Origin of the sequence: Methyloversatilis sp. XJ19-13, assembly GCF_024580155.1 — a bacterium.
Classification (GTDB): Bacteria; Pseudomonadota; Gammaproteobacteria; order Burkholderiales; family Rhodocyclaceae; genus Methyloversatilis.
Genome location: NZ_JANINH010000007.1, coordinates 43,656 through 59,057, shown reverse-complemented (window position 1 = coordinate 59,057; position 15,402 = coordinate 43,656). Strand labels below are relative to the sequence as shown.

Genomic DNA, 15,402 nt, shown 5'->3' with positions numbered 1-15,402 from the left:
CATGAACCCGTCCAGACTGTTCATCCTGCGCCCTGTGGCGACCTCGCTGCTGATGATCGCGCTGCTGGTGACCGGCTTCATCGCCTACCGGCTGCTGCCCGTGTCGGCGCTGCCGCAGGTCGACTACCCTACGATGCAGGTGGTCACCTTCTACCCGGGTGCCAGCCCCGAACTCACCACTTCGCTGATCACCTCGCCGCTGGAGCGCCAGTTCGGTCAGATGCCCGGGCTGGTGCAGATGAATTCGGTCAGTTCGGCCGGCGCCTCGGTGGTCACGCTGCGCTTCGGTCTGAACATTTCGCTCGATACCGCGCAGCAGGAAGTGCAGGCGGCGATCAATGCCGCGGCGACGCTGCTGCCGCAGGAACTGCCGGCGCCGCCGGTCTACAGCAAGGTCAATCCGGCCGATGCGCCGGTGATGACGCTGGCCATCAGTTCCAGTGCGCTGCCGCTGCATCTGCTCGAAGAAGCCGTCAGCACTCGCCTGGCGCAGAAGATTTCGCAGCAGTCGGGCGTCGGGCTGGTCAGTATTTCCGGCGGCCAGCGGCGCGCCGTGCGGGTGCGCGTGAATCCGTCGGCGGTCGCGGCCTACGGACTCAGTCTTGAACAGCTGCGCGCCGCCGTAGTGAGCACCAGTTCCAATCAGGCCAAGGGCAGTTTCGACGGACCGACCCGCGCCACGACGCTGGACGCCAACGACCAGCTGCGGTCGGCGGCCGAATACCGGAGGAGTGTGATTGCGTGGAAGAACGGCGCGCCGATCCGGCTCGAGGACGTCGCCGAGGTGGTCGATGGACCGGAAAACCGGCTGCTGGCCGCCTGGGCCAACCAGACGCCGTCGCTCATCCTGAACATCCAGCGCCAGCCGGGCGCCAACGTGATCGACGTGGTGTCGCGCATCCAGGCGCTGCTGCCGGAGCTGCAGGCCTCGCTGCCTGACGCGGTCGATGTCGCGGTGCTGACCGATCGCACCGAATCGATCCGCACGTCGGTGCGCGACGTGCAGATCGAACTGGTGATGGCGGTCGCGCTCGTGGTGCTGGTCATCTTCCTGTTCCTGCGCAATGTGCGCGCTACGGTCATTCCGGCAGTGGCGGTGCCGCTGTCGCTGGTCGGTACTTTCGCCTTCATGTACATGGCTGGCTTCTCGGTGAACAATCTGACGCTGATGGCGCTGACCATCGCTGCCGGCTTCGTCGTCGACGACGCCATCGTGATGACCGAAAACATCGCGCGCCACCTCGAACAGGGCAAGACGCCGATGCAGGCTGCGCTCGACGGCGCGCAGCAGATCGGCTTCACGATCATTTCGCTGACTGTGTCGCTGGTGGCGGTGTTGATTCCGTTGCTGTTCATGCAGGACGTGGTCGGCCGGCTGTTCCGCGAATTCGCGCTGACGCTCACCATCGCCATCCTGCTGTCGGCGCTCGTGTCGCTGACGCTGACGCCGATGATGGCGGCGCGCCTGCTGAGGGCCGAGCCCGTCCCGGACGCCGGTCACGAAGGCTGGTTCGCCCGCCTCACCGCCGGCTATGCGCGCACGCTGCGCTGGGTGCTCGACCACCAGGCGATCACCCTGGCTGCCACCCTGGCCACCTTCGTGCTGACCGCGCTGCTCTATGTCGCGGTACCCAAGGGCTTCTTCCCGGTGCAGGACACCGGGCTGATCCAGGGCATGTCGGAAGCCGAGCCGACCGTGTCGTTCTCGGCGATGAGCGCGCGCCAGCAGGCGCTGGCCGAAGTGCTGCTGCGCGACCCGGATGTGGAGAACATCAGTTCCTTCATCGGCGTCGATGGCCAGAATCCGACGCTGAACACCGGCCGCATGCAGATCCGTCTGAAAGCCCTGGCTGACCGCGACGCACGCGCGCCCGAGATCGCCCGCCGGCTGGAGGATCTGGCGCGCGAGGTGCCGGGCATCACGCTGCATCTGCAGCCGGTGCAGGATCTGACGATCGAGGATCGGGTCAGTCGCGCGCAGTATCCTTTCGTCCTGCAGGCCACCAACCAGGAGGACCTGCTCGAATGGGTGCCGAAGCTGGTCGCAGCGCTGCAGCAGTCGGACAAGCTGTCCGCCGTCACGACCGATCTGACGACCGGCGGCCTGCAGGCCTACGTGAACATCGACCGCGCCGCCGCCGCCCGGGTCGGCGTGACCGTGGCCGATATCGATGCCGCGCTGTACAACGCCTTCGGCCAGCGCCTGATTTCGACCATTTTTACTCAGTCCAGCCAGTACCGCGTGGTGCTCGAAGCGCAGCCGCAGTTCCAGCAGGGCCCGGAAGCGATTGCGCAGATCCGTGTGATGTCGCCCACCGGCGAGCAGATTCCGCTGGGCAGCCTGGTACGCATCGAAGAGCGGCCGGCCCGCCTGTCGATCGGCCGGCAGGGCCAGTTTCCAGCTGCCACGGTGTCGTTCAACCTGCCTGACGGCGTGTCGCTCGGCGAAGCGGTCGATGCCATCGATGCCACGCGCCGCGCGCTCGCGATGCCAGCCACAGTGACCGTGACCTGGGAAGGGTCGGCCGAGGCCTTCCGCGCTTCGCTGAGCGACACGCTGTGGCTCATCCTCGCCGCGGTGGCCACCATGTACATCGTGCTCGGCGTGCTGTACGAAAGTTTCATCCATCCGCTGACCATCCTGAGCACGCTGCCGTCGGCCGCGATCGGCGCGCTGCTGGCGCTGCTCGGCACCGGCCACGCGCTCGACATGATTGCGGTGATCGGCATCATCCTGCTGATCGGCATCGTCAAGAAGAACGCGATCATGATGATCGACTTCGCGCTCGACGCCGAACGTACACAGGGCATGGCACCGCGCGACGCGATCCATCAGGCCTGCCTGCTGCGCCTGCGCCCCATCCTGATGACCACGATGGCGGCACTGCTCGGTGCGTTGCCGCTGATGCTGGGCGGCGGCATGGGTTCAGAACTGCGCCACCCGCTGGGTCTGACGATGGTCGGCGGCCTGCTGGTGAGCCAGGTGCTGACGCTGTACACCACGCCGGTCATCTATCTCGCGTTCGGTCGGCTGTTCGCGGCGCGCGGCCCTGCGGCGCAGGAGCATCGGGCGTGAGCGGCTGGGCCTGGTCGGTCTACCGCCCGGTCGCGACCACGCTGCTGACGGCGGCCATCGCGCTGTCCGGCGCGCTGGCGTTCGTGCTGTTGCCGGTGGCCGCACTGCCGCAGGTCGACTTCCCGACCATTTCGGTCACCGCCGCGTTGCCCGGCGCCAGCCCGGAAGTGATGGCGGCAACCGTGGCCACGCCGCTGGAACGCACGATGGGGCGCATCGCCGGCGTCACCGAAATGACGTCGAGCAGTTCGCAGGGCAATACCCGGGTCACGCTGCAGTTCGAGCTGGAACGCGATGTCGAAGGCGCGGCGCGTGATGTGCAGGCGGCGATCAACGCCGCGCGCGCCAGCCTGCCGACCAGCCTGCCGTCCAACCCGAGCTACCGCAAGGTCAATCCGGCCGACGCGCCGATCATGATTCTTGCGATCACGTCCGACTCGGTCCCGATTCCGCGACTGTACGACATCGCCTCGACGGTGCTGGCGCAGAAGATGGCGCAGATTCCGGGCATCGGTGAAGTGACTGTGGGCGGCGGGTCACCGCCCGCGGTGCGGGTGCAGGTGAATCCGGATGCGCTGCACCAGAACGGCCTGACGCTGGAGGACGTGCGTGCGCGCATCAACGAAAGCAATGTCTATCGCCCCAAGGGTTTCGTCGAGTCGGGCGAGCGTTACTGGCAGATCGACGCCAATGATCAGGTGCGGCGCGCGGCCGACTATGTGCCGCTGATCCTGCGCCACACTTCGGGCGCCACGCTGCGCCTCGGTGATGTCGCGACGGTGACCGAATCGGTGCAGGACGTGCGCAACCTCGGTCTGACCAATGGCAAGCCGACGGTGCTGCTGGTGGTGACCAAGCGCCCCGGCAGCAATGTGATCGAAACCGTCGAACGGGTGCATGCGCTGCTGCCGGAACTGGCGGCCAGCTTGCCCGCCTCGGCCCGCCTCGAAATCGTGTCGGACAGTTCGACCACGATACGCAGCGCCTTGCGCGAGGTGGCGATCGCGCTGGCGATCGCCGTCGGCATGGTCATCTTCGTGGTGTTCCTGTTCCTGCGCAACGCACGCGCGACGCTGATACCCGCCATCGTCGTGCCTGTGTCGCTGGCCGGCAGTCTGGCGGTCATGTACCTGCTGGGCTTCAGCCTGAACAACCTTTCACTGATGGCGCTGACCATCGCCACCGGCTTCGTGGTGGACGATGCAGTGGTGGTGATCGAGAACATTGCGCGTCACATCGAACGCGGCACGAAACCCTTCGAAGCGGCGGTGAAGGGCGTGCGCGAGGTCGGTTTCACGGTGGTGGCGATCAGCCTGTCGCTGGTGGCGGTATTCATTCCCATCCTGTTGATGGGCGGCATCGTCGGTCGGCTGTTCCGCGAATTCGCGCTCACGCTGTCGGTGGCCGTGCTGGTGTCCATGGTGGTGTCGCTGACCGCAGCGCCGATGCTGGCGGCGCGCCTGCTGCGCCACCAGCTGGTCGAGCAGGAAGCACGCTGGCAGCGCGCACTGGCGCGCGTGTTCGACGACATCCAGCTTGCCTACTCGCACAGTCTCGACTGGGCGCTGCGCCATACGCGCATCGTCATGCTGATCTTTGCCGGCGCCATCGCGCTCAACCTCTGGCTGTTCGTCATCGTGCCCAAGGGCTTCTTCCCGAATCAGGATACCGGCCGCCTGTTCGGCAGCCTGCGCGGTGACCAGACGACGTCCTTCCAGGTGATGACGAAGAAGATGGCGCAGGCGGTCGAGGTGGTACGCGCCGATCCGGCGGTGGCCAATGTCAGCGCCTTCACCGGCGGCGGACGTGGCGGCGGTGCGAATAACGCCAGCTTCTTCGTCATTCTGAAGCCCTTGTCGGAGCGCAAGGCGACGGCCGATCAGGTGATCGGCCGGCTGCGTGGCAAGCTGACGCGCATCGAGGGCGTGTCGCTGTTTCTCGTGGCGGCGCAGGACCTGCGCATCGGCGGTCTGCGTTCATCGTCGCAATACCAGTTCACGCTGACGGCCGACAGCCTGCGTGTGCTGCGCGAGTGGGAGCCGAAAGTACGCTTCGCGATGCGCGACCTGCCGCAGCTGGTTGATGTGTCGACCGACCAGGAAGACCGCGCCTCGCAAACCCTGCTGGTCTATGACCGCGACACGCTGGCGCGGCTGGGCATCACGCCGGGCGGCGTGAACCAGGTGCTCAACGACGCCTTCGCGCAGCGCCAGATCAGCACGCTGTATGAACCGCTGAATCAATACAGGGTGGTGCTGGAGGTTGATCCGGCACGCGCGCAGGACATTTCCGCGCTCGATGCGGTGCGCGTCGCCGGCGCCGACGGCCAGCTGGTGCCGCTGGACAGTTTCGCGCGGGTGACCCAGGGCACCATGCCGCTGTCGATTTCGCATCTGGGAGGCAAGGTGTCGACGACCATTTCGTTCGGTACCGCCGAGGGCGTGACGCTAGCGCAGGGCATGGAAGCCATCCGCAGCGCCATGCGGGAGATCGGCGTGCCGGCCAGCGTCAACGCCGGTTTCCAGGGATCGGCGCGCGCCTTCCAGCAGTCGCTGTCGAACCAGCCGCTGCTGGTGCTGGGCGCCATCATCGCGGTCTATCTGGTGCTCGGCATCCTGTACGAAAGCCTGATCCATCCGCTGACCATCCTGAGCACGCTGCCGTCGGCCGGCATCGGCGCCGTCCTCGCGCTGATGGCGTTCAACATCGAATTCGGGCTGATCGCCATCATCGGCCTGCTGCTGCTGATCGGCGTCGTCATGAAGAACGCCATCATGATGATCGACTTCGCGCTAGACGCTGAACGCAACCGCGGCTGCTCGCCGCGCGAGGCGATCCGCGAGGCCTGCCTGATGCGCCTGCGGCCCATCCTGATGACCACGCTGGCGGCCATGGTCGGCGCGCTGCCGCTGGCCATCGGCTTCGGAGAAGGCTCGGAACTGCGCCAGCCGCTGGGCATTGCGGTGGTCGGCGGTCTGGTGGTCAGCCAGTTGCTGACGCTCTACACGACGCCGGTCACCTATCTCTATCTCGAACGTTTCAGCCGCTACAGCCGCCGGTGGTTTGCCGGCCGCGGCCGCACGGTGACGCCATGAACACGCTGCTCCTCCGTCCTTCTCCCGTCGTATGCGCACTCCTGCTGGCATTGTTTGCCGCAGGCTGCACCTCGATCGGCCCCGATCACCAGCGACCGGCCTTCGACATGCCCGCCGATTTCCGTGCCGCCGAAGGCTGGAAGCCCGCCGAGCCGGCCGACCATCTGCCGCGCGGCGAATGGTGGCGCGCCTACGGCGATCCCGTGCTCGATGACCTGATCGCGCGTCTGGATGCGGCCAACCCGGACCTGCAGTCCGCGCTCGGCAGTTTCCGTCAGGCGCGCGCCGCCGCACAGCTGGCGCGTGCCGGCTACACGCCTGAGATCGGGCTGTCGGCAGCGGCCCGGCGCAGCCGCGGTGCGGCGATCGAAGGCCGCTCGGCGAACCAGTCCAACACCACCCAGCTCGGCCTGGATGCCAGCTGGGAGGCGGATCTTTGGGGGCGCATCGGACGCGAGGTCGAAGCGGCCGGCGCCGAACTTGACGGCAGCGCCGGCGATCTGGCGTCGGTGCGGCTGAGCCTGCACGCCGAACTGGTGCAGAACTACTTCCAGCTGCGCGCGACCGACCATCAGCGCGACCTGTACCGACGCACCGTCGCATCCTTCGAGCGCGCGCTCGAGCTGGCGCGCAACCGCGTCGCCGCCGGCGTGTCGACACGCGGTGACGAGGTGCAGGCGCTGGCGCAGCTGCGCGCTGCCCAGGCGCAGGCGGTTGATCTCGATCTGACGCGTACGCAGTTGCAGAACGCCATCGCAGTGCTGATCGGTGCGCCGCCGTCCGCCTTCGCGCTGGAATCGGCCGACTGGCCGGCCGCACCCCCGGCCACGCCGGTCGGTCTGCCGTCGACGCTGCTCGAGCGGCGCCCCGACGTTGCGGCGGCCGAACGTCGCGTGGCGGCCGCCAACGCGCGTATCGGCGTGGCGCAGGCGGCCTGGTTCCCGTCGCTGACGCTGAATGCCTCGACCGGCTATGCCGGCAACCAGTTCGCCCAGTGGTTCTCGGCGTCCAACCTCGTGTGGTCTTTCGGTCTGAGCGTGGCGCAGGCGGTGTACGACGGCGGCCGGCGCGATGCGCAGATCGAATCGGCGCGTGCGGCGCACGACATCACGGTCGCCCAGTACCGGCAGACCGTGCTCGGTGCGCTGCAGGAGGTGGAAGACAACCTGAGCGCGCTGCGCCTGCTGGAAGACGAAGCGGCATTGCGTGCGCAGGCGCTCGAAGCGTCGCGCGAGGCGGAAACGCTGGCGTTGAACCGTTACCGCGCGGGCATCGCCAACTACACCGAAGTGATCACCGCGCAGACCACGGCGCTCGACAACGAACGCAGCCTGGCCCAGCTGCGCGGCCGGCAGTTCTCGGCCAGCGCATTGCTGAACAAGGCGGTCGGTGGCGGCTGGCAGGGGCTGGCGGCAGCACCCTGAATGTGCGCAAGACCCGAAGACGGCTAGGCCGGACGACGGATGGCGGGTCCGCCTCGATGCAGCTAGGATTCAGGCATATGTTCTTCGCTGCCGCGCGCCCGAGGGTCCGATGTTCGTACGACTGCCGTCCGCTTGTTCCCTGTCCTGTGTGCTTGCCCTGTCGCTGTTGCCGGCGCTGGCCGTTCCGGCGTCGTCGGCACATGCGGCAGATTTCGCCTACATCGTCCGCGAGGGCGATAACCCGTGGAACCTCACCCAGCGCTATCTGAAGGATCTGTCCTACTGGCCGCGCATCCAGCGCTACAACCGGATCACCGAGCCGCGTCGCATGCAGCCCGGCACCCGGCTGCTGATTCCTGAAGACTGGCTGAAACTGCGCACGCGCGAGGTGAAGCTCGATGCGGTGCAGGGCGACGTGGTCGTGATCGCTGCGGACGGGCGGCGCAGCGCAGCGGTGGCCGGCCAGTTGCTGGCCGTCGGTACGCGCGTGCTGACCGGCGAAGCAGGCAGTGCGGCGCTGGCGTTCAGCGACGGCAGCCGCGTTCAGTTGCGTCCGGGCAGCGAGCTGGGCGTGCGCCAGTCGGCCGACTTTGCCGTTGGCGCCGGATCCTGGGTGCGGCTCGATCTGCTGCGTGGTTCGCTGGAAAGTCTGGTGGTACCGCGCAGCGGCACGACGAGCCGGTTCGAAATCGATACGCCGGCCGCGATCGCCGCCGTGCGCGGCACGCGCTTCCGTGTGCATGCCGGTGATGCCGATACGCGCAATGAGGTCATCGAAGGCCGCGTCGCCTTCGGCAATGCGGCGGGCGAACAGCAGGTGGCCGCCGGGCAGGGTGCATCGGCCGCACGCGGCGTGCCCATCGCGCCGCCGCGTGCGTTGCTGCCCGCGCCAGCGGCGCAGACCCTGTTTGCCGACCGTCTGCCCCTCAATCTGCCCTTTCCGGCGCTGGCCGACGCCACGGCCTACCGCGTGCAGGTTGCACCGGATGCCCGCTTCGATACCGTGCTGTCCGACCGTACGTCACCGCAGGCGGCCGTAGCCGTCGCCACGCTGCCCGACGGGGAGTACCGGGTTCGTGTGCGCGGTGTCGACGCGACCGGCCTCGAAGGACGCGATGCGGAATGGCCGCTGACGCTGGACGCGCGACCGGAACCGCCGGTGCTGGTGAGCCCGGCGCCGAATGCCCGTATCAGCGACGACCGGCCGGCGATGAGCTGGAGCCGGTCACGTGCAGACGAACGCTGGCGTCTGCAGGTGTCGGCGAGCGAAGGTTTCGACAGCCTGATCGTCGACAGCCGCGATCTCACCGAGCCGGCGTACGCGTCCGAAGACGCCTTGCCGCCCGGCCGCTATTTCTGGCGTGTGGCGAGCAGCAATCCCGATGAAGGAGTCGGGCCGTTCAGCGACGCGCAGCCGTTCCGGCGCCCCGAACCCGGTCCGGCGATGGAAGCACCGGAGGCGTCGCCCGACGGGCTGGCACTGCGCTGGCGCAGCGCGGGAGAGGGGATGAGCTACCAGCTGCAGATTGCGACGGGCGATGACTTCGCGCAGCCACTGGTCGATACCCGGCTCGACAGCGCAGGCTATCTGCTGCGTGATGCCGTGCCCGGACGCTACCTGCTGCGCGTGCGCAGCTTCGCCGCCGACGGTGTCGAAGGGGACTGGGCCCCGGTACAGGCTATCGCCGTACCCGAGCCGCCGCCGTCCTTTCAACCCTGGTGGCTGCTGCCGCTGCTTTTGTTGCTCTGACAGGAGCCCGCATGAAGTTTGTCGAGTCGCTTGACTGCTGTGGCAGGTTTGCGCGATGAAAGCAGCGCAGCGCATCGCCATCGCGCTGCTCGACCATCGTCGTTTGCCGTGGGTGGCGGCGATCGCCGTCCTGCTGGTGCTGCATGTCGTGTCGCCGCGCGCGCTGGAACGCGCCGACCTGCTGGTACATGACCTGCTGGTGACGCAAGGCGTATCGGCCGACGCGCCGGCCAGCTCAGTCAGTGCGCCGCTGGTGATTGCCATCGACGAGGCCAGCCTGAAAGCAATGGGCGCATGGCCCTGGCCGCGCTCGCGCCATGCCGAATTGATCGATGCGTTGAACCGTGCCGGTGTAGCCGGCATCGGCTATCCGGTCATGTTTGCCGAACCGTCGCCGGATCTGCGCGAAGACGCGCGCCTTGCCGAAGCGATTGCGCACGCCGGCAATGTGGTGCTGCCGGTTGCACCGGTGGCGCGGCCGGGCGGCGGCATCGATACGCTATTGCCGCTGCCGGCACTGGCCGCAGCGGCAGCGCGGCTCGGCCATGTCGATATCGAGCTCGACGCCGATGCGCTGGCGCGACGTCTCTTTCTGGAAGCCGGCGAACACCGTCCGCAATGGCCGGCATTTGCCTGGGCGCTGATGGATGTGTCACAGCCGCCGCGCCCACTGGCCGGTCTGGGCAGGCAGCATGATGGCGGAGCGGCGGCCGCAGGGCGGTGGGTGCGCGACCATGAAGTCATCGTGCTGCCAACGTCGCACGACTGGCCGCTGCGCCACATTCCGGCAGTCGATCTGCTGGCGGGTCGCGTGCCGCCGGAAAGCCTGCGCGGGCGCACCGTGCTGGTCGGCGTCACTGCGGCAGGGCTGGGCGTACCGCTGGCGACGCCGATGTCCGGCCACGGCGCACCGATGACATCGGTTGATTTTCATGCGCGTGCCTATATGGCACTGAACGATGGCGCGGTCGTGACACCTCTTTCGCCGCGCTGGAGCCTCTTCGCCGGTCTGCTCCTGCTCGGTGCCGTCACGTGGGTGGGGCCGAAACGTCGCGTGCGCGATGTTGTGTTGGTGGTGTTGGCCGTGCTGCTGCCCTGGCTGGGCATACTCATGCTGCTCGATGGTCTGTCCCTCTGGCTGGGAATGAGCAGCATCGCGATCGCCGTCACGCTGGGTGCGCTCGGCTGGCTGGCCACCCAGTCGCTGCGTCTCGGGTTGCGCCTCAACCGTGCCAATGCCCGCGCCGATGCCACGCTGCAGGCGATTTCCGATGCAGTGTTCCGGCTCGACATGCAGCTGAACGTCCGCTATCTGAACCGGCAGGCACTGGTTCTGGTCGGTTCGACGTTCGATCACGTGCAGGGGCGTGCGCTCGGCGAACTGGTGGTGCTCGGCCGCGACCTGCTGATCGAGACAACGGCGCTGGCAGAGCGCTGCCGCGATACCGCGCGATCGGTGACGCGGCCGGGTCACGTGAGCATGCCGGCAGGCCGTGAAGGCCCCGCGCGCGCGCTGCGCCTGTCGGCCAGCCCGCTGTTCGATGCATCGGGTCGCATCGAAGGCGTCGTGCTGGTGCTCAACGATGTCAGCGACACCGTGGACGCGGCCGAACGTCTGGCACATCAGGCGACGCACGACGCGCTGACCGGTCTTCCGAACCGTCTGCTGCTGCGCGACCGGCTGCGTCAGGTACTGGCGCAGCGTGACGCGGGCGTGGTGGCCGTGATGTTCGTCGACCTCGATCGGTTCAAGCGCATCAACGACAGTCTTGGCCATCAGCAGGGCGACGCCGTGCTGACCACGCTGGCCAGCCGGCTGCGCGCGGTCTGCCGCGCCAGCGACACGGTGGCGCGCTGGGGCGGCGACGAGTTCATGATCATCCTGCAGGGTCTGGGCGATCGTGAAGCCGTGTCGCGCGTGGCGGCCAAGGTGATGCATGCGGTCGGTCAGACGATCACGCTCGATGGCGTCGATTTCCGCTTCTCGTGCAGCATCGGCGTGGCGATTGCGCACGAAGACAGCAGCGATCCGGACGTGCTGTTCGCCATGGCCGATACGGCGATGTACCGCAGCAAGTCACAGGCCGGTGCGGCCATACACTTCTACGCGCATGACATGAGTGCCGGCACGCGCGACTGGATCGAACTCGAATCGGATCTGCGGCGCGGGCTGGAACAGAATCGGTTCGAGGTGCATTACCAGCCGCAGTACGAACTGGCGAGCGGTCGTCTGTCGGCGCTCGAGGCGCTGCTGCGCTTCCGGCGCGAAGGTGGCACAGGCGGGGAAGAAAGCGAATTGCTGCAGCCGGTCGATTTCATCGCGGTCGCCGAAGAATCCGGCCTGATCGAGGAGATCGGCGACTGGGTGCTGCAGGCTGTCACCCGGCAGATCGCCGAGTGGTCGCGCCAGGGGTTGAACGTGGTACCGGTCGCGGTGAATGTGTCGGCGCGCCAGTGCCTCGGGCGTTCGCTGGTGCGTCGCGTGTCCGATGCGCTGAACCGCTCGGGCATCGAGCCCTCACTGCTTCGGCTGGAACTGACTGAAACCACCGCGATGAGCGACGTTGATCACGTCGCTGCGCTGCTGGCCGACATCCATGCGCTCGGCGTTTCTCTGTCCGTCGATGACTTCGGTACCGGCTACTCATCGTTGTCCTATCTGAAACGATTTCCGATCGACGAACTGAAGGTGGATCGGGCGTTCGTGCGCGATCTGGTGCGCGACGCGGACGACGAAGCCATCGTGCGCGCGACAATCGCGCTGGCACATGGCCTGGGCATGCGAGTCGTGGCGGAGGGCGTCGAGAACGACGAGCAGCTTTCGCGGCTGTCGGCGCAGGGCTGCGATGTCGTGCAGGGCTATCTGTTCTCTCGTCCGCTCAGTGCGGCCGACCTGCTTGCAAACAACATCCTGGGCAGCAAGCAACGCAGCGAACCGCGCGCATTGAGGCTGATCAAGTCCTGAACAGGATGGTGAAGGGCAACTGAAGCGACCGCATCAAAAAGTGATTGACATCCAGACCGTAAGGGGTAATCTGTGTGTATTGTTGCACTGCAACATAACCAAAGGAGACTCACCATGACGACAAAACCCGATTTTCAGAAGCCGATGGAAGCTGTTCAGACTCTGATGGCAATCCAGGCCCAGACCATTGCAAAGTCGATCGAACTGCAGAAGAAATCCGGCGAAGAGCTGATGGCATTCTTCCAGTCCGAAGCACAGAAGGCCGCCAGCCTGAAGACCCCGGAAGAGCTGATCCGCTTCAACGTGGAAGCCAATACCGCGCTGTTCAAGCTGCTGCAGGCGCAGGGTCAGACATTCACCGCGTTCGCGACCGAAGCCGGTCAGGCCGCAATGGCATCGTTCAAGGGCTTGGGCAAGTAAATTTGCCGGACCGGTTTTCCGGTCAGGATCCTTGAAAAGAAAAACGACCCGGGTGGTTCAGGCCACCCGGGTCGTTTTGCATTCCGCCGACGTTGCGGCAGCGCCGATCAGTCGCCCTTCTTGCGGCGCGTCGCGGCGGGTTTCGCGGGTGCGACCTTGGCCGGAACTGCCTTGACCGGCGCTGTCGGCTTGGCGGCGGTTTTCAGTGCAGGCTTCGCCGCCTTGGCGGCCGGTTTGACAACCGTGCTGGCAGCAGGCTTTTCAGTAGCCGGCTCTGCAGTGACGGATTTGCGAACCGGCTTCGCGGCCGGCCGCGGTGCCTTTCTTGCGGCAGGTGCGACCGGCGTAGCGGCAACCTTCGGTGCCGTGGTCGGCTTCGATGTCGCAACCTCGTTCGGCGCAACGGGCTTCGCAGCGGCTTCCGCGGCCATCTTGGGACGCGCCGGTGCAGCCGTCGCGCCGCCGGCAAACTGCTCGAACGCGCTGCGCGTGAGCGCGCTGATCTGTTCGAACGCACCGCGCGCCTTGTCGATGGCTTCCTGCATCGAACCCATCGATTGCGTGCTGGTGATCGGCATGCCGGCGAGCAGCTTGCGCAGGCTGTCCATCAGGTCGGAGCCGCCGCTGTTCAGCTGTTCACCAACCAGCCGGCCGAATTCCGCCTGTGTTTCCGATGTGATTTCCGCGATCTGTCGCGCGCAGCCGAGCATCCTTTCGGTGGTCGAGCGGGCCAGTTGCGACCGCAGTTCCACCTGATTCGCGGGTTCGCGCACATCGGCCAGCGCACGCGCGTTGGCCACACTTTCTTCGAACAGTGCGCGGGCGGTTGCAACCTGCAGCTGCATGATGCGCTGAGAGTTTTCCATCGACAGCTGCGCCAGACGCATCGCCGCCTCGATGTTCTTCTTCTGCAGCTCCGACATCTGCTCGGGATTGCTCATGGCACGACTCCTTGTGAGGTAAATGTCAAAGATTCTGCCGCCACTGCGCGTCAAGCGCCATGACGGTGTCGGCAAAGATGCCCGGATCCATCGTCCGCAACGACGATGAAACGACGGGCAAGAATGCCATGCGGGCCAGTACATCGCGATCGAGGTCGATGCCCGGTGCAATCTCGATCAGTTCGAGTCCGCCGTCGATCAGGCGGAACACGCAGCGTTCGGTGACGTAGAGTACCTGCTGGCCACGGCGGAGCGCCTCGCGGCCACTGAATGTACGGTGCTCGACCGCCTGCACGAACTTCATCCGGTCGCCATCGCGCCGGATACGCAGCGCGCCCCGTTCGACCGCGATATTGCTGTCACCGGTCGTGAAACTGCCGGCGAACACCAGTCTGCGGGCGTTCTGCGAAATGTTGATGAAACCACCCGCGCCGGCCAGGCGCGAACCGAAGCGGGACACGTTCAGATTGCCCTCGGCGTCCGCCTGCGCAAGACCCAGCACTGCGATGTCCAGTCCGCCACCGTCGTAGAAATCGAATTGATAGGGCTGGTCGATCACCGCCTGGGTGTTCACCGCCGCCCCGAAGTCCAGCCCGCCGGCCGGAATGCCGCCGATGACGCCCGGTTCGGCAGTCAGCGTGACGACATCGCCCAGGCCTTCTTCGGCCACCACCGATGCAACGCCCTCAGGCATGCCGATGCCCAGATTCGCCACGTCGCCGGGTCGCAGTTCAAGTGCAGCACGGCGCGCGATCACCTTGCGGACGTCCAGTGGCATGGCGGCGAGCGCGCCCGGCGGCAGCCGTACTTCGCCGGAATACGCCGGGTTGTAGTGCGAGGCAAAGGTCTGCATGTGATGCTCGGCGGGCGCAACGACCACACAGTCGACCAGCACGCCGGGTATCTTCACCTGGCGCGGATTGAGCGAGCCGCGTGCCGCGACGCGTTCAACTTGCACGATGACCAGACCACCCGAGTTGTGCGCCGCCATCGCGACCGCCAGCGCTTCCTGTGTCAGCGCCTCGCGCTCCATCGTCACGTTGCCGTTGGTGTCTGCCGTGGTGCCGCGCACCAGCGCCACCGTCACCGGAAAAGCCTTGTAGAAGAGGAAGTCCTCGTCGCCGATGCGCATGCGGGTGACCATGTCTTCGGTCGTGATCGCATTGATCCGGCCACCGCCGTGTATCGGGTCGACGAAGGTATCGAGTCCGACGCGCGTCAGCTGACCGGGGCGATGCGCGGCGATGTCGCGGAACAACTGCGAAATCACGCCCTGCGGCAGGTTCCACGCTTCGATGCGGTTGGCGACGGCGAGCGCCTGCAGCCGCGGTACCAGTCCCCAGTGGCCGCCGATCACCCGCTTCACCAGGCCTTCATGGCCGAAGTGGTTCAGGCCGCGCGAGTGGCCGTCTCCCTGACCCGCCGCATAGACCAGCGTGAGGTCGCGCGGATGCTGCGTATCGATGAAGCGCTGTTCGACTGCGATCGCCACATGTTCGGCGAAACCGATGCCGACGAAACCGGTGGTGGCCAAGGTCGCGCCATCGGGAATGCGGGCTACCGCCTCGGCGGCACTCATGATCTTGCTGGCGGATCGGTGATGCGCAGACATGTCGGGCTTGCGTGTCGAAACGGTTTCACTTTACCGGACACAGTCTGTGGCGTGCGTCTCGTCCGGTAATTTGATCCGCGTCAAGCGCTTCGCGATTGAAAAGCGCCGCGTTTGCCCCA

General features: G+C 66.6%; 8 protein-coding genes. 6 read left to right on the top strand and 2 right to left on the bottom strand.

The annotated features are described in order from the left end of the window. Position 1: 1 nt before the first annotated feature. From NMQ14_RS11145 to NMQ14_RS11120, 6 genes are all read left to right on the top strand, one after another. Entirely contained in the window at positions 2–3,076 is a 3,075-nt protein-coding gene (locus tag NMQ14_RS11145) for a multidrug efflux RND transporter permease subunit (RefSeq protein ID WP_257096114.1), read from the top strand. Then, positions 3,073–6,171 (top strand): multidrug efflux RND transporter permease subunit, encoded by a 3,099-nt coding sequence (locus NMQ14_RS11140; RefSeq protein WP_257096112.1) that lies wholly within the window; start codon positions 3,073–3,075, stop codon positions 6,169–6,171. The genes NMQ14_RS11145 and NMQ14_RS11140 overlap by 4 nt, the downstream gene beginning before the upstream one ends. Further along, positions 6,168–7,595 carry an efflux transporter outer membrane subunit gene (locus NMQ14_RS11135; RefSeq protein ID WP_257096110.1) on the top strand — a complete coding sequence of 476 codons (1,428 nt, stop codon included), beginning with the start codon at positions 6,168–6,170 and terminating at the stop codon, positions 7,593–7,595. The genes NMQ14_RS11140 and NMQ14_RS11135 overlap by 4 nt, the downstream gene beginning before the upstream one ends. A gap of 109 nt (positions 7,596–7,704) precedes the next feature. Continuing rightward, positions 7,705–9,345 carry a FecR domain-containing protein gene (locus NMQ14_RS11130; protein ID WP_257096108.1) on the top strand — a complete coding sequence of 547 codons (1,641 nt, stop codon included), beginning with the start codon at positions 7,705–7,707 and terminating at the stop codon, positions 9,343–9,345. A 55-nt stretch (positions 9,346–9,400) separates the two neighbouring features. Continuing rightward, entirely contained in the window at positions 9,401–12,310 is a 2,910-nt protein-coding gene (locus NMQ14_RS11125) for an EAL domain-containing protein (RefSeq protein WP_257096106.1), read from the top strand. Positions 12,311–12,424: 114 nt separating this feature from the next. Next, positions 12,425–12,730, top strand: a complete 306-nt coding sequence (locus tag NMQ14_RS11120) for a hypothetical protein (RefSeq protein ID WP_069037728.1) — start codon at positions 12,425–12,427, stop codon at positions 12,728–12,730. 107 nt (positions 12,731–12,837) lie between these two features. On the opposite strand, the gene NMQ14_RS11115 is transcribed toward NMQ14_RS11120, so the two are convergent. Together NMQ14_RS11115 and NMQ14_RS11110 are read right to left on the bottom strand one after the other, a co-directional pair. Then, a complete protein-coding gene (locus NMQ14_RS11115; protein WP_257096103.1) occupies positions 12,838–13,671 on the bottom strand; it encodes a phasin family protein in 834 nt (277 codons plus the stop codon). Between the two features lie 25 nt (positions 13,672–13,696). After that, positions 13,697–15,283 carry an acyl CoA:acetate/3-ketoacid CoA transferase gene (locus NMQ14_RS11110; RefSeq protein WP_257096101.1) on the bottom strand — a complete coding sequence of 529 codons (1,587 nt, stop codon included), beginning with the start codon at positions 15,281–15,283 and terminating at the stop codon, positions 13,697–13,699. Between the last annotated feature and the right edge of the window lie 119 nt (positions 15,284–15,402).